This window comes from Microbacterium sp. Root53 (assembly GCF_001426925.1).
In the GTDB taxonomy this organism is placed as follows: Bacteria; Actinomycetota; Actinomycetes; order Actinomycetales; family Microbacteriaceae; genus Microbacterium.
Map to the genome: position 1 here is coordinate 532,020 of NZ_LMFR01000012.1, position 21,352 is coordinate 553,371.

The window sequence follows — 21,352 nt, forward strand, 5'->3', positions numbered from 1 at the left end:
GCCCTGGAGGGCCAGCATAATGTGACCGATCGATCGGTCAGTAAGTCCGCGGCGACAGCCGCCCCTTGACGCGATCCCGCGGGAGGTGCGTGAGGATCAGGACCCGAAGCCCTCGCCGATGAGCTCGATGAGCTCCTCGCGGTCCTCGACGGGTAGGAACGCGCCGGCCGCCGCGTTCAGCTGGAAGGTCTCGAGGTCGTCGAGCCCGTAGCCGAACACGGCGACGAGCTGGGCCAGCTCCCGGGTCAGCGAGGTGCGGCTCATCAGGCGGTTGTCGGTGTTGACCGTGACCGCGAACCCGAGCTGGTAGAGCAGGTCGAACGGGTGGTCCTCGAGCGTCTTGCCCCAGGCCGCGACCGCGCCCGTCTGGAGGTTCGACGAGGGCGACAGCTCGAGGGGGATCTCGCGGTCCCGCACCCACCGCGCGAGGTCGCCGAAGCGCACCCGCACCTCCTCGCCTTCGCGGCTGACGACCTCGAGATCCTCGGCCAGGCGCACGCCGTGACCGAGCCGCAACGCGCGCCCGTCGATCAGCGCGGAACGGATCGAGTCGAGCCCCGCCCCCTCGCCCGCATGGATCGTGGTGGGCAGGAACGCGTGGGCGACGATGTCGATCGCCTCGCGGTGCCCCGAGGCGGGGAACCCGTCCTCCGGTCCGGCCAGGTCGAAGCCGACCACGCCCTCGTCGCGGAAGTCCACCGCGAGCCGGGCGATGTCGGCCGAGCGGGCGTTCTGCCGCATGGCGGTGAGCAGCTGCCCGACCCGGATGCTGCGTCCGGCGTCGTCCGCGGCGTCCTCGCCCTGCTCGATCCCCTCCTGCACGGCCTCGACCGCCTCCTCGAGCGTGAGGCCGCCCGCGAGGTGCTGCTCGGGCGCCCAGCGCACCTCGCCGTAGATCACGCCGTCCTCGGCGAGGTCCTCGACGAACTCGCGGGCGACGCGCGTGAGGCCGTCGCGGGTCTGCATGACGGCCGTGGTGACCGCGAAGGTCTCGAGGTACTTCTCGAGCGACCCGGAATCGCTCTGCCGCGCGAACCACGATGCCAGGCGGGCCGGGTCGGTCTCGGGCAGGTCGACGCCGGCGGCGTCCGCGAGCTCCACGATCGTGTCGGGCCGCAGGCCGCCGTCGAGGTGGTCGTGCAGCGACACCTTGGGCAGACTGCGGATCGACACACCCTCCACGCGGGCGTCGCCGAACGGATCGATCATGGGGTGCTCCTCGAGGACGGTGATGCCGGTGGCGGACGGAGGGTCAGGACGCGGTGATGCGCTCGCGCACGAGCGGGGACCTGTCGGGCTCGGCGTCGCCGATCTCCCACGCCCCCTCGAGCACCTCGAGCGCGCGGGCGAAGCGGCTGTCGTCGGGTCCGCCGATCGTGAAGAGCGGCTGGCCCGCGGCGACGCGGTCGCCGGGCTTGGCGTGCAGGTCGATGCCCGCCTCGTGCAGCACGGGGTCCTCCGCGCGGGCGCGGCCGGCGCCGAGACGCCAGGCGGCCACGCCGAAGCCGTAGGCGTCCATGCGGGTGACATAGCCGTCGCGCGGGGCCGTGACGACGTGCGTCTCGGCCGGGACGGGAAGGGGCGCGTCCGGGTCGCCGCCCTGGGCCTCGATCATCCGGCGCCAGGCGTCCATGGCCCGGCCGTCGCGCAGCGCGGCCTCGACGTCCGCGTCGGGTTGCCCCGCGAGCGCGAGCATCTCCCGGGCGAGCGCGACCGTGAGCTCCACGACGTCCGCGGGACCGCCGCCGGCGAGCACCTCGACCGACTCGCGGACCTCGTTGGCGTTGCCGATCGCGAGGCCGAGCGGAGTGTCCATGTCCGTGAGCAGCGCGGTTGTGCGCACGCCGGAGTCCGTGCCCAGCTCGACCATCGTCCGCGCGAGCTCGCGCGCCCGGTCGAAGTCCTTCATGAAGGCGCCCGAGCCGAACTTGACGTCGAGCACGAGCGCATCCGTACCCTCGGCGATCTTCTTCGACATGATGCTCGAGGCGATGAGCGGGATGGCCTCGACCGTGCCGGTGACGTCGCGCAGCGCGTAGAGGCGCTTGTCGGCGGGCGCCAGCCCCGACCCGGCCGCGCAGATCACGGCGCCGACGTCGCGCAGCTGCGCGGTCATCTCGTCGTTCGACAGCGCCGCGCGCCAGCCGGGGATCGACTCGAGCTTGTCGAGCGTGCCGCCCGTGTGACCGAGGCCGCGTCCGGACAGCTGCGGCACCGCGACGCCGAACGCGGCGACCAGCGGTGCGAGCGGCAGCGTGATCTTGTCCCCGACGCCGCCGGTCGAGTGCTTGTCGGCCGTGGGCTTGCCGAGGCCCGCGAAGCTCATCCGCTCCCCCGACGCGATCATCGCGTCGGTCATCACGCGGATCTCGTCGCGGTCCATGCCGTTGAGCAGCACCGCCATCGCGAAGGCCGCCATCTGCGCGTCGGCGACGTAGTCGCGCGTGTAGGCGTCGATCATCCAGCGCAGCGCGTCCTCCGGGACCCGCCCGCCGTCGCGCTTCGCGCGGATGACGTCGACCGCGTCGAAGGGCTCGACGGCGCCGTTCTCGGTCGCGCTCATCGGCTCGCCTCCTCGAGGTCGCGGGGCCCGAACGCGTCGGGCAGCACCTCGTCGATCGTGCGGATGCCGGACACCGTCTCCAGAAGCATTCCGGTGACGGCATGCTCGGAGAGCAGCTGCCGGCAGCGGCCGCACGGCATGATCGTGGCGCCGTGGGCGTCCACGCACACGAACGCGACGAGCTTGCCGCCGCCGGTGCGGTGCAGGTCGGACACGAGACCGCACTCGGCGCACAGCACCACGCCGTAGGCGGCGTTCTCGACGTTGCATCCCGACACGATGCGCCCGTCCGACACGAGGGCCGCGGCCCCGACCTTGTAGCGCGAGTACGGCGCGTACGCGTGCTCCATGGCCTCGGTGGCGACGGCGCGCAGCTCGTCCCAGTCGATGTCCCCGGAGGGGAACTGATCGTCGCTCATCTCATCCCTTGATGTACGGCTTGCCCGCGGCGGCCGGCCCGCGCGACTGCCCGACGAAGCCCGCGACCGCGAGGATCGTGACGACGTAGGGCAGCATCTGCATGAACTGGCCGGGGATCGGCGATCCCAGCACGGTGAGCAGGTTCTGGAGGTTGGTCGCGAAGCCGAAGAGCAGCGCCGCGAGGGCCGCGCGGATCGGGTCCCAGCGACCGAAGATGACCGCCGCGAGCGCGATGAAGCCGAGGCCGGCCGTCATGCCCTCGCCGAACTGCGGCACCGACACGAGCGTGAAGTACGCGCCGCCCGCGCCCGCGATCACGCCCGCGAGGCACACGTTCCAGAAGCGCGTGGGGTTGACCTTGATGCCGACCGTGTCGGCGGCCTGCGGGTGCTCGCCGACCGCGCGCAGGCGCAGGCCCCAGCGGGTGCGGTAGAGACCCCAGGCGACGAGCGCGACCGTCGCGTACATCAGGTAGACGATGAACGGCTGGTTGAACAGCACGGGCCCGAGCACCGGGATCTCCACGAGGCCCGGGATCGGCAGGCGCGGGAAGGTCGCGGGGCGGTTGAGCACGAGCTCGTTGGGCACGAGGAGGATGCCGTAGAGGAAGCCCGTGAGGCCCGTGACCAGCACGTTGAGCACGACGCCGACGATCACCTGATCGACCAGGTACTTGATCGAGAACGCCGCCAGCACGAGCGCGACCAGCACGCCGCCGATCATGGCGCCGATCAGGCCGACGTACGGGCTGCCGGTGACGCTGCCCAGGATGGCCGCGGAGAACGCGCCGAGGAGCAGCTGTCCCTCGATCGCCACGTTGACCACGCCCACGCGTTCGCCGATGACGCCGCCCAGCGCGCCGAACACGATCGGCACCGAGATGGACAGCGCGCCGCCGAACAGGTTGACGACGGGCACGAGGCCGCCGGCGCCGGACCAGGTCAGGAACGCGAACAGCGCGATCAGCCCGAACGCGAGCGTGAGCCACAGGCGCGTGCGCCGGTAGGCCCAGACGTCCCACACCGCGACCGCGGTGAGGGCCGCGAGCAGCACGAGGCTCGTGAGCACGGCCGGCGCCGTGGGCACCGAGACCTCGCCGAGCGAGAGCGCCTCTCCCCCGCCCAGGCCGAAGCGCGTGACGCCGTCTCGGCCCGCCAGCAGGAACAGCGCGCCGAGCAGCACGGTCACCACCGCGAGCGTGATCGCCGGCTTGGGGTGACGCACCCGCACCGTGGGGTGGACGACCGGGGCCTCCGGGTCGAGGGTCGCCGTCGTGGTCATCAGGCCACCGCCTTCCGCGCCGCCTTGGCCCTGGCCCTGGCGCTCTTCTCGGCCTCGCTCTTGGGCAGGAAGAAGATCGTGCGCACGAGCGGCGGGGCCGCGACGAACAGCACGACGAGCGCCTGCACGACCAGCACGAAGTCGATCGGGATGCCCGCCGCCTGCATCTGGTACGCGCCGGCCTTCAGCGCGCCGAACAGCAGGCCCGCCGCGAACGTGCCCCACGCGCGGCTGCGCCCGAGCAGCGCCACCGTGATGGCGTCGAAGCCGAAGCCGGCGTCGATGTGGGAGTTGAAGCCGGTCGTGACCGCGCCCTGGATCTGGTTCATGCCGGCGAGGCCCGCGAGCGCGCCCGCGAACAGCATCGCGTAGACGTACACGCGCGGCACCGAGATGCCGGCGGTGCGGGCGGCGCTCGGATTCTCGCCCACGGCGCGCATCCGCAGCCCCAGCGCCGAGTGCTCGAGCAGCCACCAGACGAACACGGTGGCGAGCACCACGATCACGAAGCCGAGGTCCAGGTTCGGGAAGCGCGGGCCGAGCAGGTCGGGGAAGACCGCGCCGGCCGGCGTCGCCTCGGTGATCGGCTGGGTCGTGCCGGCCTTCTGCAGGACGCCCTGCGTGCTGACCATCCACTCGACCAGGAGCACGCCGACGTAGTTGAGCATGATCGTGAGGATCACCTCGTGCGCGCCGGTGCGGGCCTTCAGCAGGCCCGCGATGCCGGCCCAGATGGCGCCTCCGATCAGGCCGCCCGCGAGCGTCACCGGCAGCTGGAGGGCGGCCGGCAGATCGAGCTGGAACGTCAGCAGCGCGGTGAAGGCGGCGCCGAAGACGATCTGGCCCTGCGCGCCGATGTTGAACAGCCCGACCCGGAACGCGACCGCGACGCCGAGGCCGGCCGCGATCAGCGGTGCGGCGGCGCCGAGCGTGTTGGTCAGGGAGCGGATGCCCGTGAGGAAGTCGTCCGCGCGCGTGTTGTAGATCGCGCCACGGAACAGCGCGTCGTAGCCGGCGACCACGGCGTTCCACGCCGCCGAGAGGGTGTCCGCCGGGCGCGCGAAGAAGTAGCCGGACGCGGCGGCCACGTCCTCGTCGGTGAACGCGATCAGCACGCCGCCGACCACGAACGCCGCGACGAGAGCGAGCACCGTGGTGACGATGCTCCCCCTCAGGATCTCGCGCAGGAGGACGCTCCCCCGCGGCGGGGGTGCCGCCGGGGCCGTGTGCGGCCGCGGCGCCTGGGGCGCGGGCGTGGTCTCGGTCATGCTGCGGTCTCCTGTGCGCCGGCCATCATGAGGCCCAGCACGTCGCGCGGGGTGTCGGCGGGGACGATGCCGACGATCCTGCCCCGGTACATCACGGCGATCCGGTCGGCGAGCGCGACGACCTCGTCGAGCTCGGTCGACACGACGATCACGGGCACGCCCGCGTCGCGCGCGGCGACGATCCGGGCGTGGATGAACTCGATCGACCCGACGTCCACGCCGCGCGTGGGCTGGGCCGCGAGCAGCAGGCTGAGCTCACGGCTCATCTCGCGCGCGACGACGACCTTCTGCTGGTTGCCGCCGGACAGGGTGCCGGCCGGCGTGAGGGGGCCCTGGGCGCGGATGTCGAACTCGTCGATCCGCTCGCGCGCGAAGCGATCCAGCGCTCCGCGCTGAAGCGTGCCGGCCTTGACGAACTCGGGAGCGCTCGACCGGTCGAGGATGAGGTTCTCGGCGATCGACATGCCGCCGACCAGGCCGTCGATCTTGCGGTCCTCGGGCACGAAGCCGACGCCCGCCTCGAGGATCGAGCGCACGCTCTGCCCCACGAGCTCGCGACCGTCGAGCGTGATCGAGCCGGCGACCCGGTCCTGCAGCCCCACGAGCGCCTCGGTGAGCTCGGTCTGGCCGTTGCCCTGCACGCCCGCGATGGCGAGGATCTCGCCGGGCCGCACCTCGAAGTCGACGTCGTCCACGAGCACCGCGCCCGTGGGCGAGACGACGCGAAGGCCGCGGACCTCGAGCCCGCCGGTCGTGGCGGGGGCCGCCGGCTCCTTGTGCACGGTCAGCTCGACCGCGCGACCCACCATGAGCGAGGCGAGCTCGGCGTTCGTCGACTGCGGCGACGCCTCCCCCACGACCTTGCCGCGGCGGATGACGGTGATCTTGTCGGCGACCTCGCGCACCTCGCGCAGCTTGTGGGTGATGAAGACGATGCCCGTGCCCTCGTCGCGCAGCTGGCGCATCATGGCCATGAGCTCGTCGGTCTCCTGCGGCGTGAGCACGGCCGTCGGCTCGTCGAACACGAGCACCTTCGCGTCGCGCGAGAGCGCCTTGATGATCTCGACCCGCTGCTGGACGCCCACGGGCAGGTCCTCCACGAGCGCGTCCGGGTCGACGTGGAATCCGAACCGGTCGGCGACCGTGCGCACCTGCTCGCGCGCGGCGTCCAGGTCGAGGCGGCCGAGCGCGCCGGTGCGCTCGTGACCGAGCGCGACGTTCTCGGCGACGGTGAAGACCGGGACCAGCATGAAGTGCTGGTGCACCATGCCGATGCCGGCGGCCATCGCGTCGCCCGGCCCGCGGAATCGCTGCGGCACGTCGTCGAGCAGGATCTCGCCCTCGTCGGCCTGGTAGAGGCCGTAGAGCACGTTCATCAGCGTCGACTTGCCCGCGCCGTTCTCCCCGAGGAGGGCATGGATCTGGCCGGGCTCGACCGTGAGATCGATGTGGTCGTTGGCGACGAGACTGCCGAATCGTTTCGTGATCCCGCGGAGCTCGAGCTTCATGTGTGGCACCCTATCGCGCGCGTCTGTCGAGGTGGAGGAGCGGCCGCATGACGCGGGGCGACCGGACCGTCCAGGTCCGATCGCCCCGCGTGCGGCGTGCTGAGGGTTACGGCGAGTTCTCCGACTCGACCGTGATCTCGCCGGCGATGATCGCCTCCTGCAGGGCGGCGATCTCGTCGAGCGTGCCCTCGGGCAGCTCGGCCTCGAAGTCGTGGAAGCTCGACAGCGCGACGCCGCCGTTCTCCAGCGTGCCGATGTAGGGGGCCGGGTCGAACTCGCCCGCGGCGGCCGCCTTGGTGGCGTCGTACACGGCCTGGTCGATCGCCTTCATGATCGACACGAGCGTGATGTCCGCGAGGTCCGGGTCCTTGACCGCGAGGTCGCTGTCCACACCCATGAGCAGCACGTCCTGGCCGCCGTCGCGGATGGCGGCCGCGGCGCTGGTGTAGATGGGGCCGCCGACGGGCAGGATCACGTCGACGCCCTGGTCGAGGATGCCCTGCGCGGTCTGGCGCGCGACGTCGTTGGCCTCGAAGCCGCCCGTGAACGAGCCGCTCTGCGCCTCGGCGTCCCAGCCCACGACCTCGACCGCGGCGCCCTTGTCCTCGTTGTACTTCTCGACGCCGAGCTGGAAGCCGTCCATGAACACGGCGACCGACGGGATCTGCATGCCGCCGAAGGTGCCGACCTTGTTCACACCGCTCTCGGCCGACCACGCCGCCGCGGCGTAGCCGCCCAGGTACGCGGCCTCGGCCGTGTTGAAGACGAGCGGCTTGATGTTCGGCGCGTCGGTGGTGCCGTCGAAGTCGGTGTCCGCGTAGTCGTCGATGATCGCGTAGTTCACGTCGGGGTTCGCCGTGGCCGACTCGACCGTCGCCGCGGCCAGGTTGAAGCCGACGGAGATGATCAGCGAGCAGCCGTTCGAGACGAGCGTCTCGAGGTTCGGCGCGTAGTCGTTCGCGCTGGTCGACTCCATCTCCTGGGCCTCGACGCCGAGCTCCTCCGCGATGCGGTCCATGCCCTCCTTGGCCGACTGGTTGAAGGAGCGGTCGTTCCAGCCACCCTCGTCCGAGATGAGGCAGGGGATGAAGTCGTCGGCGGGCTCCGGAGCGGCCGAGCCGCCGGGGGTCTCCTCCTCGGGCGCCGCGCCGCAGCCGGCGAGCAGGATCGCCGTGCCGGCGATCGCGAGGCCGGCGAGCGCGGCCTTCCGGGTGGTCCTGATCACACTGTCCTCCATGAAGAACGTCGGCCCCGGATGTGCGGGGGCGCTATGCGGCCCCGCATGGGCGCGGGGCGATACGCTCACGCTACATAACGTCGACCGAGCATTCCGCCCAGAGCAGGGCCCCGAAACGCGATAGTTACAAAACCGCCTCGCGCGGCGCGCTCACGCCGGCGTCCGCGGTCAGAGGACGCTGTCGCGTCCGTCCTCGTGCAGGCGGCCCACGACGCTCTTCACGCGCTGCGCGTGCTCGCTCGTCGTGACGAGGAGGGCGTCGTCCGTGTCCACCACGATCAGCCCCTCGACGCCGACGACCGCGATCACGCGGTTGGTCTGCGAGACGACCAGCCCCGTGGACTCGTCGACCAGCACCTTGTCGTTCTGACCGAGGATCGACATCGTGTCCGGCCGGCCGCCGGAGATGAGCTTCGCCAGGCTCGCGAAGTCCCCCACGTCGTCCCAGTCGAAGTGGCCGGGGATGACCGCCAGGCGACCCTTGGCCGCGGCCGGCTCGGCGACCGCGTAGTCGATCGCGATCTTCTTCAGCCCGGGCCAGACGCGGTCGCACACCTCGGCGCGGCGGTCGGTGTCCCACGCCCGCGCGATCTCGAGCAGGCCGGCGTGCAGCTCGGGCTCGTTCGCGGCGAGCTCCTCCAGCAGGACGTCGGCCCGCGAGATGAACATGCCCGCGTTCCACAGGTAGTTGCGGTCCGCGTAGTAGCGGCGCGCGGTCTCGAGGTCGGGCTTCTCCACGAAGCTCTCCACGATGGCCGCCATCGGCGCGCCGTCGACGTCGATCTCGTCGCCCTTCTTGATGTAGCCGAAGCCGACCGACGCCTCGCTCGGCGCGATGCCGATCGTGCAGATGTAGCCCGCGCGCGCGGCCGCGACGGCCTGCTGCACCGAGAACTCGAACGCGCGCTGCCGCGTGATGTGGTGGTCGGCGGCGAAGGAGCCGATGATCACGCCGGGCTCGCGCTGCTCCAGGATGGCGGCGGCGAGGCCGATCGCGGCGGCGGAGTCGCGCTGCGACGCCTCGATGAAGACGTTCGCGAGCGGGATCTCGGGGAGCTCCTCCTCGACGCGGGACTCGTGCGCGCTGCCCGTGACGACCGCGATGCGGTCCGGTCCGGTCAGCGGCAGCAGACGGTCCCACGTGTTCCGCAGCAGCGACACTCCCGACCCGGTGAGGTCATGCAGGAACTTGGGCGCCTCGGCGCGCGAGAGGGGCCACAGGCGCGAGCCGACTCCCCCTGCGGGGATGACGGCGTAGAAGTGCTCGATCTCGGCAGGCATGCGCTCCACGCTACCGGTTCCCATTTCTCTCGACGTCGAGAGAGTTAGGTTCGCCTTCATCGCGGAACCGCGCGCGCCGCAATAGAGTTGGGGTGCCTACGGCCCGCCCCGCGCGCCATCCGGGCGACGACCTCGCAACGATCAGGGAGGAACGACGTGTCCGCTCCTACGCGTCTGACATTGTCGGTGGCGGAGACCACCTCGAGGGTCCCCCGGGGCACCCTCTACCGCGGCCGTGAGGGCATGTGGTCCTGGGTGCTCCACCGCATCACCGGCGTGGCCATCTTCTTCTTCCTGCTCGTGCACGTGCTCGACACCGCGCTCATCCGGGTCTCCCCCGAGGCGTACGACGCGGTCATCGGCACCTACAAGCACCCCATCATGGGCCTCGGCGAGATCGCCCTCGTCGGCGCGATCGCGTTCCACGCCTTCAACGGCCTGCGCATCATCCTGGTCGACTTCTGGGCGCGCGGCGCGCAGTACCAGCGCCAGCTCTTCTGGGGCGTCATCGCCGTCTGGGTCGTCGTGATGGCCGGCTTCGTGCCCCGCCAGCTGATCAACACGTTCTCGCACATCGGAGGGGGCCACTGATGACCGCCGACACCCTGGCCGCGCCCCGCGCGCCGCACAGCGCCCCCCGCAACAAGGGCGTGAACCTCGAGAAGTGGGGCTGGATCTACATGCGCGTCTCGGGCGTGCTGCTGGTCGTGCTGATCTTCGGACACCTCTTCGTGAACCTCGTCGCCCCCGAGGGCGGCGTGCACGCGCTGAACTTCGCGTTCGTCGCCGGCAAGTTCGCCTCGCCGTTCTGGCAGTGGTGGGACGTCCTGATGCTGTGGCTGGCGTTCATCCACGGCGCCAACGGCATGCGCACGATCGTGAACGACTACGTGCACAACGCGAAGGTCCGCTCGGCGCTGGTGTGGGTCATCTGGATCGCCGCCGCCGTGATGATCGTGCTCGGCACGCTCGTGGTGTTCACGTTCGACCCGTGCCTGGGCGTCACGCCCGACAGCACGCTGTGGGACATGTGCCAGGCGCAGGCCTGACGGAAGAACGAATAAGGGATATGGCAACGCAGACCAGCGAGTCCGTCGTGCGCGACGGCGTCCACTACCACCAGTTCGACATCGTCATCGTGGGCGCCGGCGGCGCCGGCATGCGCGCGGCGATCGAGGCCGGCCCCGGCGCGAAGACCGCCGTGATCACGAAGCTCTACCCCACCCGCTCGCACACGGGCGCGGCGCAGGGCGGCATGGCCGCGGCGCTCGCGAACGTCGAGGAGGACTCGTGGGAGTGGCACACCTTCGACACGGTCAAGGGCGGCGACTACCTCGTCGACCAGGACGCCGCGGAGATCCTCGCCAAGGAGGCCATCGACGCGGTCATCGACCTCGAGAACATGGGCCTGCCGTTCAACCGCACGCCCGACGGCAAGATCGATCAGCGGCGCTTCGGCGGCCACACGGCCGAGCACGGCAAGAGCCCGGTGCGCCGCGCGTGCTACGCCGCCGACCGCACGGGCCACATGATCCTGCAGACGCTGTTCCAGAACTGCGTCAAGCTCGGCATCAACTTCTTCAACGAGTTCTACGCGCTCGACCTCATCACGGTGAAGGACGCCGACGGGAAGACGCAGATCGCGGGCGTCGTCGCGTACGAGCTCGCCACGGGCGACCTGCACGTCTTCCATTCGAAGGCCGTGATCTTCGCGACCGGCGGCTTCGGCAAGATCTTCAAGACCACGTCCAACGCGCACACCCTCACGGGCGACGGCGTCGGCATCGTGTGGCGCAAGGGCCTGCCGCTCGAGGACGTGGAGTTCTTCCAGTTCCACCCGACCGGCCTGGCGGGCCTGGGCATCCTGCTCACCGAGGGAGCCCGCGGCGAGGGCGCCATCCTGCGCAACGCCTCGGGTGAGCGGTTCATGGAGCGCTACGCCCCCACCATCAAGGACCTCGCGCCGCGAGACATCGTCGCGCGCTGCATGGTGCAGGAGGTCCGCGAGGGCCGCGGCGCCGGCCCCAACAAGGACTACGTGCTGCTCGACTGCACGCACCTGGGCGCCGAGGTGCTCGAGACCAAGCTCCCGGACATCACGGAGTTCGCGCGCACGTACCTCGGCATCGACCCGGTTGTCGAGCCGGTGCCCGTGATGCCGACCGCGCACTACGCGATGGGCGGCATCCCGACCAACAACGACGCCGAGGTGCTGGCCGACAACGAGACCGTCGTCCCCGGCCTGTACGCCGCCGGCGAGTGCGCCTGCGTGTCGGTGCACGGCGCCAACCGCCTCGGCACCAACTCGCTGCTCGACATCAACGTGTTCGGCAAGCGCGCCGGACGCAACGCGGTCGAGTACGTGAAGAGCGCCGACTTCGTGCCGCTGCCCGCGGACCCCGCCGCGGGCGTCCGCGACATGATCGAGGGCATCCGCTCCGCCAAGGGCACCGAGCGCATCTCCGACATCCGCAAGAAGCTGCAGGAGGAGATGGACGACAAGGCCCAGGTGTTCCGCACCGAGGAGAGCCTGACGGACGTCCTGGGCACGATCGCGGAGCTGCGCGACCGCTACCGCAACATCTACGTGGACGACAAGGGCAAGCGGTACAACACCGACCTGCTCGAGGCCGTGGAGCTGGGCTTCCTGCTCGACATCGCCGAGATCGTCGCCTACGCGGCCCGCAACCGCCGCGAGAGCCGCGGCGGCCACATGCGCGAGGACTACCAGGCGCGCGACGACGAGCAGTACATGAAGCACACGATGGCGTACCTCACGGGCGACCCGCACTCGTCGAACCCCGAGGACCACATCAAGCTGGACTGGAAGCCGGTCGTATTCACCAAGAACGAGAAGGGCGAGTTCGTCTACCCGCCCCTGGAGAGGAAGTACTGATGGCCGCCGCCGTCGTGACCGAGGACACCGCCGCTCCCGCGCCCGCCGAGTCGAACGACTCCGGCATCCAGTCGTATCTCGTCACGTTCATCATCCGCCGCTTCGACCCCGAGGTCGACAGCGAGCCGCGCTGGGTGGACTACGACGTCGAGATGTACTCGACCGACCGCGTGCTCGACGCCCTGCACCGCATCAAGTGGGACCAGGACGGCTCGCTCGCGTTCCGCCGCTCGTGCGCCCACGGCATCTGCGGCTCGGACGCCATGCGCATCAACGGCCGCAACCGCCTCGCCTGCAAGACGCTGATCAAGGACCTCGACATCTCGAAGCCGATCTACGTCGAGGCGATCAAGGGCCTGCCGCTCGAGAAGGACCTCATCGTCGACATGGACCCGTTCTTCGCGGCCTACCGCGAGGTCCAGCCCTTCCTGCAGGCGAACTCGGCGCCCGAGAAGGGCAAGGAGCGCGTGCAGTCCGTGTCGGACCGCGCGATCTTCGACGACACCACCAAGTGCATCCTGTGCGCCGCGTGCACGTCGTCGTGCCCCGTGTTCTGGACGGACGGCCAGTACTTCGGCCCGGCGGCGATCGTGAACGCGCACCGCTTCATCTTCGACTCGCGCGACGACGCGGGCGACGTGCGCCTGGACATCCTGAACGACAAGGAGGGCGTGTGGCGCTGCCGCACGACCTTCAACTGCACCGAGGCGTGCCCGCGCGGCATCGAGATCACGAAGGCGATCGCCGACGTGAAGCAGGCGCTCGTCCGCGGCACCGACGCGCAGAAGAAGGCGCTCAAGCTGCTGCACGCCTGACGCCTCCTCGCTCGTCAAGGGCCCGTGGCTGATGCCACGGGCCCTTTCGCATGCCCGGGCTGGTGTCTCTCCGGATCTCGCGGTACAGTTTCTGCAGAGCAGATTTCGTTTCTGCAGATGACCGTGAAGGATTGGCGATGACGACAAGCCCCACCATCTACGACGAGGTGCGCAACGGCATGCTGCCCGCGCACATCTACAACGATGCCGAGATCTTCGAACGCGAACGCAGGAACCTCTTCAGCCGCGCGTGGCTGTTCGTCGGCCACGAGTCGGAGATTCCCCAGCCGGGCGATTACGTCGTCCGCAAGGTGCTGGACGACTCGTTCATCGTGGTGCGAGACGAGAAGGGCGAGATCCGCGCCCACTTCAACATGTGTCTGCACCGCGGCATGCAGGTGTGCCGTGCGGAGATGGGCAACGCCTCGCACTTCCGCTGCCCTTATCACGGCTGGTCCTACCGCAACGACGGCCGGATCGTGGGACTGCCGTTCCATCAGGAGGCGTACGGCGGCGAAGAGGGCTTCAGCCGCAAGGGGGCCCGCCTCCTTCCGGCGCCGAACCTCGACACGTACAACGGGTTGATCTTCATCAGCATGGATCCGGACGCACCGAGTCTCCCCGACTACCTCGGCGACTTCGCGTTCTTCCTCGACTTCTACACGAAGCAGTCCGCCGCGGGCATCGAGCTGCGGGGCCCGCAACGCTGGCGCGTGAACGCCAACTGGAAGATCGGCGCCGAGAACTTCGCGGGCGACATGTACCACACGCCCCAGACGCACACGTCCGTCGTGGAGATCGGCCTGTTCCGCGAGCCGAAGGCCGAGAAGCGCAAGGACGGCAACACGTACTGGGCCGGAAACGGCGGCGGCACCACCTACAAACTGCCGCCGGGGACGCTCGAGGAGCGGCTGCGCTACGTCGGATATCCCGACGACATGATCGAGCGGATGAAGCAGACCTGGTCGCAGGAGCAGCTCGATGTGATCGGCGACAACGGATTCATGATCTCGGCCGCATCCGTCTTCCCGAACATGAGCCTGGTGCACAACTGGCCCAAGGTGGAGGACGGCGACGATGTGCTCCCCTTCATCTCGCTGCGCACCTGGGTGCCGATCAGCGAGTGCGAGACCGAGGTCTACTCGTGGTTCGCGGTCGCGGCCGATGCGCCCGAGGAGTTCAAGGAGCTCAGCTACAAGGCGTACCTCATGTGCTTCGGCTCGACCGGCATGTTCGAGCAGGACGACGTCGAGAACTGGGTGTCGCTGACGAACACCGCCAAGGGCGCGATGGCGAGGCGCCTGCTGCTGAACAGCCGCATGGGCATGCTGAAGGACGGCAGCCCCGTCGTGGAGCCGCTCGGCGACGACGAGTGGGCGGGGCCCGGCGTCGCGCACGTCGGATACGGCGAGTACAACCAGCGCCACCTGCTCGAGCGCTGGGCCGACTACGTGGAGGCGGATGCGCCGGAGCCGCAGCGGCCGATCGGACTGGGCGGGGTGCGACTGACGCCCTCGGCGGCGGCCGCCGCCGCGGCGGGCGACTGCGCGACCGGTGATTCCTGCGACGCGGGCACCGCGGCCGGCGACGGCGCGGTGGACACGGAAGGAGTGACGGCATGACGTTCGTCGGAGCGGAGCTGTCCGCGGAGTCCGTGCTGAATCGGGGCGCGACGCAGGCCCGCAAGGTCGGACCGTCGCTGTCCTTCGGGGACGCGCGGCACCTCGAGCTGTCGCGCTGGCTGGTCGAGGAGGCGTACACGCTCGACGACCAGCGGTACGAGGACTGGCTCGCCACCATCGCGGACGATGTGCACTACCTCATGCCCGTGCGGGTCACGACCGCCCTCGGCGCGGGCTACACGACCTCTCCGGGCATGGCGCACTGGGACGAGAACAAGTACTCCCTGAGTCGCCGCGTAGCGCGGTTTCTCACCGAGCACGCGTGGACCGAGGATCCCCCGTCCCGCCTGCGGCACTACGTCACCAACGTGCGCACGTTCGAGACCGACGTGGAGGGCGAGCTCATCGTCGACTCCGCCGTGCTGCTGTTCCGCAGCCGCAGCGACACGAATCCCGCGTCGATCCTGTCCGCGCAGCGCGAGGACGTCCTGCGGTGCACGGAGGACGGCTACGTGCTGGCGCGACGTGTGATCATGATCGACGAGTCGGTGCTGCGCACCCAGAACCTGGCGATCTTCCTATGACTCTCGAATGGGAAGGCGAGGACATCGATCGCGCCGCCGCGCACCGCGCGTACGAGGCGCATCAGCGGCTCGTCGAGCGCACGATCGGCGTGCCGCTGACGATCGCAAACGAATTCAGCGAGATCCGTGTATCGCACGTGGAGACCCGAAACGGTGCGCGCCTGCTGATCGAGTCGCCGAAGTCGGGCCAGTGGATCGCCCTCGACCCGCTCGAGCTCGAAGCGCTCACGTGGCAGACGACGCAGACCTTCTCGGCGATGATCGCGTCGCCGTACGAGCCCATGTTCCCGGAGCCGGCACAGTCGCCGGCGGAGTGAGAGGTGATGAGATGACCGCCATTGTGAAGGCCGACCTCGGCGCCTGCCAGGGCTACGCGAACTGCGTGGTCGGCGCCTCGGACTACTTCGACATCGACGACGACGGCGTGGTCGTGCTGCTGCAGACGGACGTCCCGGACGCGGAGCTGACGCGCGTCGAGGAGGCGGCCCGCAGCTGCCCGGTGTCGGCGCTGAAGGTGATCCGGGGATGACCAGGATCGTCATCGTCGGCGCCTCGGTCGGCGGTGTGAAGACGGCGCAGGGTCTGCGCTCCGGAGGATTCGACGGCGAGATCGTCGTGGTCGAGAAGGAGGACGTCGCGCACCCGTACGACAAGCCGCCCCTGTCGAAGGCCTACCTCACATCGCCGGACGACCTCGGCGCGATCCGGCTGATCGATCAGGAAGACCTCGCCGCGATCGACGCGTCCTGGCGCTTCGGCGTCGCCGCGACGGGGCTCGACCCTGCGGCGAAGGAGCTGCTGCTCGAGGACGGCGAGCGGCTGGCGTACGACGCACTGGTGATCGCAACCGGATCCCGCGCGCGCACGTCACCGTGGGGCGAGGGGCCGGGCATCCATGTGCTGCGCACGACCGCCGACGCACACGCGCTGCGTTCCGCGCTGCAGCCGGGCCGTCGTCTCGTGATCGTGGGCGGCGGGTTCATCGGCGCGGAGGTCGCGGCGACCGCACGCAAGGCCGGCGTCGACGTGACGATCGTCGATCCGCTGCCCGCGCCGATGTCCCGCGTGCTCAACGAGGACGTCGGGCGGATCTTCCTCGACAAGCACGCCGCCGAGGGGGTCCGGACGCGTTTTGGGACGGGCGTCGACGGTGTCGAGCGCGTCGGCCGGGAGCTCGAGGTCCGCCTCTCAGATGGCGAGCGGATCACCGCTGACGCGCTGCTCGTGGGCATCGGCGCCGTCGTCAACACCGAGTGGCTCGAGGGATCCGGGCTCGTTGTCGACAACGGCATCGTCACGGACGGCCGGCTCCGCGCGATCGGCGCCGCGGACGTGTTCGTCGTCGGCGATGTCTGCCGCTGGCAGCATGAGGACGGGTCGGGCTCGACCCGCCTGGAGCACTGGACGAGCGCCGCGGATCAGGCGCGTCTCGTCGCGCACAACCTGCTCTCCCCGGCGGAGGCGCGCGCGTATGTGCCGGTCGAGTACGTCTGGAGCGACCAGTACGACTGGAAGATTCAGGTGGTTGGCCGCACGGGCTCCGCCGAATCGCAGCTGATCGGCGACCCCGCGCACGATCGCTTCGCCGTCGTGTACTCCGACGGCGCGCGCGTGACGGGCGCCGTCATCGTGAACTGGCCGCGCGCGCTCATCGCCGCCCGCCGCGCGGTGGCCGATCGAGGCGACGCGGATGCGCTCGTGACGATGCTGACGGAGATCACCGCCAAGGCGCCGGCGCCCGTCGTCTCCTGAACGGATCGGCTGCGCGTCGCGCACTCCTCAGAGCGCCGTGATGGCGCTCTCGTCGATCGCCGACGCGAGCCGCTCGCCGAGGCGGGCGCGCGTGGTGTCGTCCATGCGGCTTGCGGGGACGGAGACGTTGATCGCGAGCCGCATCGGCAGGGCACCGGCGGGGAACGCGGCCGCGACCGAGCACACGCCGTGCTCGCTCTCCTCGTCACCCACGGCGTACCCGCGGCGGCGGACCTCTTCCAAGGCGCGCTCCAGCTCGGGGAGCCGTCGGATCGACTTCTCCGTCAGCGTCTCGAGCTCCTCACCGGGGAACGTCCTGTGCAGCTCGTCGGCCGACAGCGACGCGAGCATCGACTTCCCGGACGACGTGCAGTTGGCGGGCATGGTCCGCCCGAGGCGCGACGCCACCCGCACGGCCTGGGGGCTCTCGATGGCGTCGATGAAGCGCACCTGCGCGCCGTCGAGCGTCGCGAGGTGCACCGTCTCGCGGAACTCCTCGTTCAGCCGACGCAGCAGCGGGCGCACGGCCTCGCGCACGTCGAACCGCTGCAGGATCGCGAACGACACGCTCGAGAGCGCCCCGCCGGCCCGATAGGTCTTCGACGCCGCATCCTGGCGCACGAACCCGCGATACTGCAGCATCGCGAGCAGCCGGTGCGCGGTCGACGATGCGACACCGAGTGCCTCCGCCACCTCGGTCAGCCGCAGCTCGGGCCGCGCGCCGAGGAGATGGATGATCTTGAGTGCGTTGTCGACCGACTCGATCGGGTACTGCGGCGCGGGGCCGCTCGCCGGGAGGTCGACCGTACCGCTCTTCTTCATGACAGAAATCCTATGCGCGGCGCGGAGAGTCGCGGCCGGGCGTTCCGGACACTCGGCGCGGCGCGGTGGCTCATTCCGTGCGGACGACGCCCCGCAGCCGGGCGAGCTCATGCCGCCAGGCCGTGGCCGTGTTGAAACCGGTGCCGAGGTCCGGCAGCTCGGCCATGTCCGTCTCGGGAAGATCGACGATCTCTCCTCCCGCCGACGCGACAACGAGCGACAGACCCGCCAGGATGTCGACGCTGATCGCCTGCAGCACCGCCTGCTCGACGCCGGCGGCCGCGCTGGTGATGCCGTGCCCGCGCAGCACCACCAGCGGGCGCTCGCCCATCGCGTCCGCCATCTCGGCCGCCAACGTCCGGTTGCGGACGAGGACGCCGCGCGCGTACACGGGCACGCCGCCGGCCGCGAGCCGCGTGCCGGGGATGTCGAACGCGCCGATGAGAGGACGGATCCGGATCCCGGCGAGATCGGCCGCCACGACGCGAGGCGGGTGAGCGTGCACCACTGCCGCCACGGCCGGCCGGCGGCGCAGCACCTCCGCGTGCAGAGGCAGTTCGTTGGGGACCGACCAGCCGTCGAGCTCACCTGGTGCCGCGGCCTCGCCTTCGAAGTCCACGAGCCGGATGTCGTCGGGCGTGGTGTACCCGAGGCCGCGCTCGTGCGGGCCGCGGCACCGCACGAGCATGATGTGCTCGCCCACGCGCAGGCTGATGTGCCCCAGGATGCCATCTGCGAGACCGCGCCCCGCCAGCACACGGCAGGCGTCCGCGATGAGCCGCCGTTCCGCCGCGAAGTCCGCCCGCATCATGCCTTGATCCCCATTCCCCCGTCGGTGTGGATGACATCCCCCGTGATCCCCCGCGCACGGTCGGACGCGAGGAACACGTAGCTCCACGCGTGATCCGCGCCGGACAGCGCGACCTTCAGCGGCACTCGCGCGGCGATGTCGTCCGCGCGGTTCGGGACGTCGCCGAGACTGCGCGCGCCGAGGCCGAGGCTGCCGACGCCGCGCAGATCCGTGCCCACCGTGCCCCCGGGCGCGATGCCGTTCACCCGGATGTCCGGCGCCAGCTCGTGCCCGAGGGCCGTCACGAGCCCGCGCACCGCGAACTTGCTCGGCACGTACAGCACGCCGCCGCGCCCCGGGTAGTACGCGGATGTCGACTCCGTCAGCAGGATCGATCCGCGCGCCTCGCGCAGCGCCGACAGCGCGGCCTTGACGGCGTGGAGTTGGCTCTTCACGTTCACGCGGAACATCTCGTCGAACGAGGCGTCGATCTGATCCGCGTCGATGTCCGAGATCCCGCGATAGAAGTCGAAGATGCCGACGCAGCTGACGAGGACGTCCAGCCCGCCGTACGCGGCCACGGTCGCGGCGACCGCCGCCTCGTTCGCCTCGCGAGTCGTCGCATCCCCCTGCACGGCGGGCACCTCCGGCAGCTCGCTCCGGAGCGCGGCGACCTTCGCCGGGTCCCGCTCCAGGACCGCGACCCGCGCCCCCTCCGCGCGGTACGCGTCGACGACGGCCCTGCCGATCCCCGACCCTGCTCCGACGATCAGCGCGCGCTTCCCCTGGAGCCACCCGACCTCAGACAATGACGCGCTCCAGCGTCTCGGGGGCGAACAGGTCCTCGGCGCGATAGCGCTCGGGCGCGAGCCCCTGCTCATGTGAGTACCGCAGGAAGGTGTCCAGCACGTGGCGATTCGCCTCCAGCCCGTACGGCCACCAGTCGTCGCCGAGTGCCTCGCGCGTGCGCTCCACCTCCGCCCACAGCCAGGGCAGGGCGAACCTCAGCGCCGCGGTCTCGTCGATCCCCGCGAGCCCCACCCGCTTGGAGAGCTCCGCGGCTTTCATCAGCTCCCGCGGCAGCCACCGGTGCTGTTCATAGACGTCGCGGCGCACCACCAGGACGTGCATGATCGGGAAGATCCCGGTGCGCGCGAAGTAGTCCCGCTCCACCGCCTCGGTGTCCGGGAACAGTCGCCGTATGCCGCCATGGCCGGGTGCGTTGTACGGGCCAGGATTGCGCGCGCTGTGGATCGCGTCGATTTCGCCGTCGAGCAGCATCTGCGACAGCGTCCGGCCTTCGGAGATCGGGGTCACGGAGACATCGTCGGGCAGGTCGAGAGCGATCTTCTCGTAACGGCCCGGCTCGTCCAGGCCCCCTGTGCGGTACGACACGGACGAGACAGGCAGCCCGTGGTGCTCCGCGAGGATGCCCCGGATCCAGACGGCGGCCGTGATCTGGTACTCGGGGACTCCGACCGCGCGGCCTGCGAGCTGCGCGGCGTCGGTGATCTCGGAGTCCTCGCGCACGTAGATCGCGCTGTGCCGGAACGCACGCGAAGGGAACACGGGGATCGCGACGAACGGCGCTCCGCGGCTCAGACTCAGCGTGTAGGACGACAGCGACATCTCGGCGATGTCGAACTCGCGGAACCGCGCCATGCGGAAGAACGTCTCCTCCACCGGGAGATCGAGGAAGTTGACCTCCGCGTCCCCGAGCCGAACAGCGCCTCGGCGCAGCAGATCCATGCGGTCGTATGCCTGACAGGCCATCGTGAAGGTCAGGCTCATCCGCGCGCTCCTTCTCCCGGCAGCCGTCGCACGAGGTAGTCCCACACGCTCGCGAGCGCGGCCTCGTGATAGATGTGCCCGCGCTTGGCGAGCGACTCCTCGGCCGCGGACCAGCTGGGCCATCCACCGGCGGCGTGCGTGAGGATCTGCTGCTCGCACGCCCGCTCGAGCAGCACGGCCGTCACGGTGGCCTCTCGGATGTCCCGGCCGACAGCGACGATGCCGTGGTTCACGAGGAACAGCGCCTTCGCCTCGCCCAGCGCCGCCGCCACCGCCGCGCCGAGTTCGCGCGTCAGGATGAGGTCGGCCGTCTGCGTGAAGCGCGGCACGGCGGGCGGAACGAACATGTTCGCGGCGTGGCTCACCGGCCGCAGCTCCTGTCCCGTCGCGGCGAGCGCGACCGCGTGGGGCGGATGCGTGTGCACGACGGCCCCCACGTCCGGACGCGCCGCCATCACCTCGGAGTGGATCGCGCACTCGCTGTGCGGCTGCCCCTCGCCCTCGACGAGGCGGCCGTCGTCGTCCACGAGATGCACGCGCGACGGCGTGATCTCGTCCAGTCCCCACCCCGCGGCCTTGATCCAGATGCCGCGGCCCTCGGGATCCCGCGCCGACGCGTGCCCCCAGACGAGATCCCCGTGCCCGGCTGCGGCGAGCACACGGGAGGACAGCGAGACCTGCTCACGCACTTCGCCCATGGAGTCGTTCCCTCTCTTCGCGAT

Annotated in this window: 22 protein-coding genes; 9 read left to right on the forward strand and 13 right to left on the reverse strand. The window is 70.5% G+C overall.

Going from position 1 to position 21,352, the window contains the following annotated elements; translation table 11 throughout:
• Positions 1–96 precede the first annotated feature (96 nt).
• The 8 genes from ASD19_RS07345 to ASD19_RS07380 form a co-directional block, all read right to left on the reverse strand.
• Positions 97–1,209, reverse strand: a complete 1,113-nt coding sequence (locus ASD19_RS07345; protein ID WP_055990410.1) for an adenosine deaminase — start codon at positions 1,207–1,209, stop codon at positions 97–99.
• 43 nt (positions 1,210–1,252) lie between these two features.
• Complete coding sequence (locus ASD19_RS07350) at positions 1,253–2,563, reverse strand: thymidine phosphorylase (protein ID WP_055990413.1); 1,311 nt, start codon at positions 2,561–2,563, stop codon at positions 1,253–1,255.
• Complete coding sequence (locus tag ASD19_RS07355; protein WP_055990416.1) at positions 2,560–2,982, reverse strand: cytidine deaminase; 423 nt, start codon at positions 2,980–2,982, stop codon at positions 2,560–2,562. The genes ASD19_RS07350 and ASD19_RS07355 overlap by 4 nt, the downstream gene beginning before the upstream one ends.
• A gap of 1 nt (position 2,983) precedes the next feature.
• The gene (locus ASD19_RS07360; protein ID WP_055990419.1) at positions 2,984–4,264 is read right to left on the reverse strand and encodes an ABC transporter permease; all 1,281 of its coding nucleotides are present in this window, start codon (positions 4,262–4,264) and stop codon (positions 2,984–2,986) included.
• Complete coding sequence (locus tag ASD19_RS07365) at positions 4,264–5,532, reverse strand: ABC transporter permease (RefSeq protein ID WP_082543040.1); 1,269 nt, start codon at positions 5,530–5,532, stop codon at positions 4,264–4,266. Before ASD19_RS07365 ends, ASD19_RS07360 begins: the two co-directional genes overlap by 1 nt.
• Positions 5,529–7,040: an ABC transporter ATP-binding protein gene (locus tag ASD19_RS07370; RefSeq protein WP_055990422.1), complete on the reverse strand. Its 1,512-nt coding sequence runs from the start codon at positions 7,038–7,040 to the stop codon at positions 5,529–5,531. The genes ASD19_RS07365 and ASD19_RS07370 overlap by 4 nt, the downstream gene beginning before the upstream one ends.
• Positions 7,041–7,146: 106 nt before the next feature.
• Entirely contained in the window at positions 7,147–8,262 is a 1,116-nt protein-coding gene (locus ASD19_RS07375) for a BMP family lipoprotein (RefSeq protein ID WP_442922525.1), read from the reverse strand.
• Between the two features lie 183 nt (positions 8,263–8,445).
• Positions 8,446–9,558 carry a mannose-1-phosphate guanylyltransferase gene (locus ASD19_RS07380; RefSeq protein ID WP_055990688.1) on the reverse strand — a complete coding sequence of 371 codons (1,113 nt, stop codon included), beginning with the start codon at positions 9,556–9,558 and terminating at the stop codon, positions 8,446–8,448.
• A gap of 156 nt (positions 9,559–9,714) precedes the next feature.
• On the opposite strand from ASD19_RS07380, the gene sdhC reads away from it, so the two are divergent.
• The 9 genes from sdhC to ASD19_RS07425 all read left to right on the forward strand — a co-directional run bounded on the left by sdhC (position 9,715) and on the right by ASD19_RS07425 (position 17,227).
• Positions 9,715–10,149 carry a succinate dehydrogenase, cytochrome b556 subunit gene (sdhC, locus tag ASD19_RS07385; RefSeq protein ID WP_082543041.1) on the forward strand — a complete coding sequence of 145 codons (435 nt, stop codon included), beginning with the start codon at positions 9,715–9,717 and terminating at the stop codon, positions 10,147–10,149.
• A complete protein-coding gene (sdhD, locus tag ASD19_RS07390) occupies positions 10,149–10,607 on the forward strand; it encodes a succinate dehydrogenase, hydrophobic membrane anchor protein (RefSeq protein ID WP_055990428.1) in 459 nt (152 codons plus the stop codon). The genes sdhC and sdhD overlap by 1 nt, the downstream gene beginning before the upstream one ends.
• Positions 10,608–10,627: 20 nt before the next feature.
• Positions 10,628–12,454 carry a succinate dehydrogenase flavoprotein subunit gene (sdhA, locus tag ASD19_RS07395; RefSeq protein ID WP_055990431.1) on the forward strand — a complete coding sequence of 609 codons (1,827 nt, stop codon included), beginning with the start codon at positions 10,628–10,630 and terminating at the stop codon, positions 12,452–12,454.
• Positions 12,454–13,269, forward strand: a complete 816-nt coding sequence (locus ASD19_RS07400; protein WP_055990434.1) for a succinate dehydrogenase iron-sulfur subunit — start codon at positions 12,454–12,456, stop codon at positions 13,267–13,269. The genes sdhA and ASD19_RS07400 overlap by 1 nt, the downstream gene beginning before the upstream one ends.
• Before the next feature lie 137 nt (positions 13,270–13,406).
• Entirely contained in the window at positions 13,407–14,891 is a 1,485-nt protein-coding gene (locus ASD19_RS07405; protein ID WP_082543042.1) for a Rieske 2Fe-2S domain-containing protein, read from the forward strand.
• Positions 14,888–15,475 (forward strand): 3-phenylpropionate/cinnamic acid dioxygenase subunit beta, encoded by a 588-nt coding sequence (locus ASD19_RS07410; RefSeq protein WP_055990437.1) that lies wholly within the window; start codon positions 14,888–14,890, stop codon positions 15,473–15,475. Before ASD19_RS07405 ends, ASD19_RS07410 begins: the two co-directional genes overlap by 4 nt.
• Positions 15,472–15,792, forward strand: a complete 321-nt coding sequence (locus tag ASD19_RS07415) for a hypothetical protein (RefSeq protein ID WP_055990440.1) — start codon at positions 15,472–15,474, stop codon at positions 15,790–15,792. The genes ASD19_RS07410 and ASD19_RS07415 overlap by 4 nt, the downstream gene beginning before the upstream one ends.
• 11 nt (positions 15,793–15,803) lie before the next feature.
• Positions 15,804–16,004, forward strand: a complete 201-nt coding sequence (locus ASD19_RS07420; protein ID WP_055990443.1) for a ferredoxin — start codon at positions 15,804–15,806, stop codon at positions 16,002–16,004.
• Positions 16,001–17,227, forward strand: a complete 1,227-nt coding sequence (locus ASD19_RS07425) for an NAD(P)/FAD-dependent oxidoreductase (RefSeq protein WP_055990446.1) — start codon at positions 16,001–16,003, stop codon at positions 17,225–17,227. The genes ASD19_RS07420 and ASD19_RS07425 overlap by 4 nt, the downstream gene beginning before the upstream one ends.
• Positions 17,228–17,254: 27 nt before the next feature.
• Here ASD19_RS07425 and ASD19_RS07430 read toward each other — a convergent pair whose 3' ends face one another.
• The 5 genes from ASD19_RS07430 to ASD19_RS07450 form a co-directional block, all read right to left on the reverse strand.
• Entirely contained in the window at positions 17,255–18,049 is a 795-nt protein-coding gene (locus ASD19_RS07430) for an IclR family transcriptional regulator (RefSeq protein WP_055990449.1), read from the reverse strand.
• A 70-nt stretch (positions 18,050–18,119) separates the two neighbouring features.
• Complete coding sequence (locus ASD19_RS07435; protein ID WP_230667726.1) at positions 18,120–18,860, reverse strand: class II aldolase/adducin family protein; 741 nt, start codon at positions 18,858–18,860, stop codon at positions 18,120–18,122.
• Positions 18,857–19,648: a 3-(cis-5,6-dihydroxycyclohexa-1,3-dien-1-yl)propanoate dehydrogenase gene (gene hcaB / locus ASD19_RS07440; protein WP_055990451.1), complete on the reverse strand. Its 792-nt coding sequence runs from the start codon at positions 19,646–19,648 to the stop codon at positions 18,857–18,859. Before hcaB ends, ASD19_RS07435 begins: the two co-directional genes overlap by 4 nt.
• A complete protein-coding gene (locus tag ASD19_RS07445) occupies positions 19,641–20,630 on the reverse strand; it encodes an ABC transporter substrate-binding protein (RefSeq protein ID WP_055990453.1) in 990 nt (329 codons plus the stop codon). The genes hcaB and ASD19_RS07445 overlap by 8 nt, the downstream gene beginning before the upstream one ends.
• Entirely contained in the window at positions 20,627–21,328 is a 702-nt protein-coding gene (locus ASD19_RS07450; RefSeq protein WP_055990697.1) for a class II aldolase/adducin family protein, read from the reverse strand. The genes ASD19_RS07445 and ASD19_RS07450 overlap by 4 nt, the downstream gene beginning before the upstream one ends.
• Between the last annotated feature and the right edge of the window lie 24 nt (positions 21,329–21,352).

What these genes read in the sequence shown, in the direction of transcription:
- ASD19_RS07450 (WP_055990697.1), bottom strand. Translation starts at nt 21,328, where the DNA reads ATGGGCGAAGTGCGTGAGCAGGTCTCGCTGTCCTCCCGTGTGCTCGCC.
- ASD19_RS07420 (WP_055990443.1), top strand. Translation starts at nt 15,804, where the DNA reads ATGACCGCCATTGTGAAGGCCGACCTCGGCGCCTGCCAGGGCTACGCG.
- ASD19_RS07445 (WP_055990453.1), bottom strand. Translation starts at nt 20,630, where the DNA reads ATGAGCCTGACCTTCACGATGGCCTGTCAGGCATACGACCGCATGGAT.
- ASD19_RS07345 (WP_055990410.1), bottom strand. Translation starts at nt 1,209, where the DNA reads ATGATCGATCCGTTCGGCGACGCCCGCGTGGAGGGTGTGTCGATCCGC.
- ASD19_RS07370 (WP_055990422.1), bottom strand. Translation starts at nt 7,040, where the DNA reads ATGAAGCTCGAGCTCCGCGGGATCACGAAACGATTCGGCAGTCTCGTC.
- ASD19_RS07380 (WP_055990688.1), bottom strand. Translation starts at nt 9,558, where the DNA reads ATGCCTGCCGAGATCGAGCACTTCTACGCCGTCATCCCCGCAGGGGGA.
- ASD19_RS07360 (WP_055990419.1), bottom strand. Translation starts at nt 4,264, where the DNA reads ATGACCACGACGGCGACCCTCGACCCGGAGGCCCCGGTCGTCCACCCC.
- ASD19_RS07350 (WP_055990413.1), bottom strand. Translation starts at nt 2,563, where the DNA reads ATGAGCGCGACCGAGAACGGCGCCGTCGAGCCCTTCGACGCGGTCGAC.
- ASD19_RS07400 (WP_055990434.1), top strand. Translation starts at nt 12,454, where the DNA reads ATGGCCGCCGCCGTCGTGACCGAGGACACCGCCGCTCCCGCGCCCGCC.
- sdhD (WP_055990428.1), top strand. Translation starts at nt 10,149, where the DNA reads ATGACCGCCGACACCCTGGCCGCGCCCCGCGCGCCGCACAGCGCCCCC.
- ASD19_RS07435 (WP_230667726.1), bottom strand. Translation starts at nt 18,860, where the DNA reads ATGATGCGGGCGGACTTCGCGGCGGAACGGCGGCTCATCGCGGACGCC.
- ASD19_RS07425 (WP_055990446.1), top strand. Translation starts at nt 16,001, where the DNA reads ATGACCAGGATCGTCATCGTCGGCGCCTCGGTCGGCGGTGTGAAGACG.
- ASD19_RS07365 (WP_082543040.1), bottom strand. Translation starts at nt 5,532, where the DNA reads ATGACCGAGACCACGCCCGCGCCCCAGGCGCCGCGGCCGCACACGGCC.
- ASD19_RS07355 (WP_055990416.1), bottom strand. Translation starts at nt 2,982, where the DNA reads ATGAGCGACGATCAGTTCCCCTCCGGGGACATCGACTGGGACGAGCTG.
- ASD19_RS07410 (WP_055990437.1), top strand. Translation starts at nt 14,888, where the DNA reads ATGACGTTCGTCGGAGCGGAGCTGTCCGCGGAGTCCGTGCTGAATCGG.
- ASD19_RS07405 (WP_082543042.1), top strand. Translation starts at nt 13,407, where the DNA reads ATGACGACAAGCCCCACCATCTACGACGAGGTGCGCAACGGCATGCTG.
- sdhA (WP_055990431.1), top strand. Translation starts at nt 10,628, where the DNA reads ATGGCAACGCAGACCAGCGAGTCCGTCGTGCGCGACGGCGTCCACTAC.
- ASD19_RS07415 (WP_055990440.1), top strand. Translation starts at nt 15,472, where the DNA reads ATGACTCTCGAATGGGAAGGCGAGGACATCGATCGCGCCGCCGCGCAC.
- ASD19_RS07430 (WP_055990449.1), bottom strand. Translation starts at nt 18,049, where the DNA reads ATGAAGAAGAGCGGTACGGTCGACCTCCCGGCGAGCGGCCCCGCGCCG.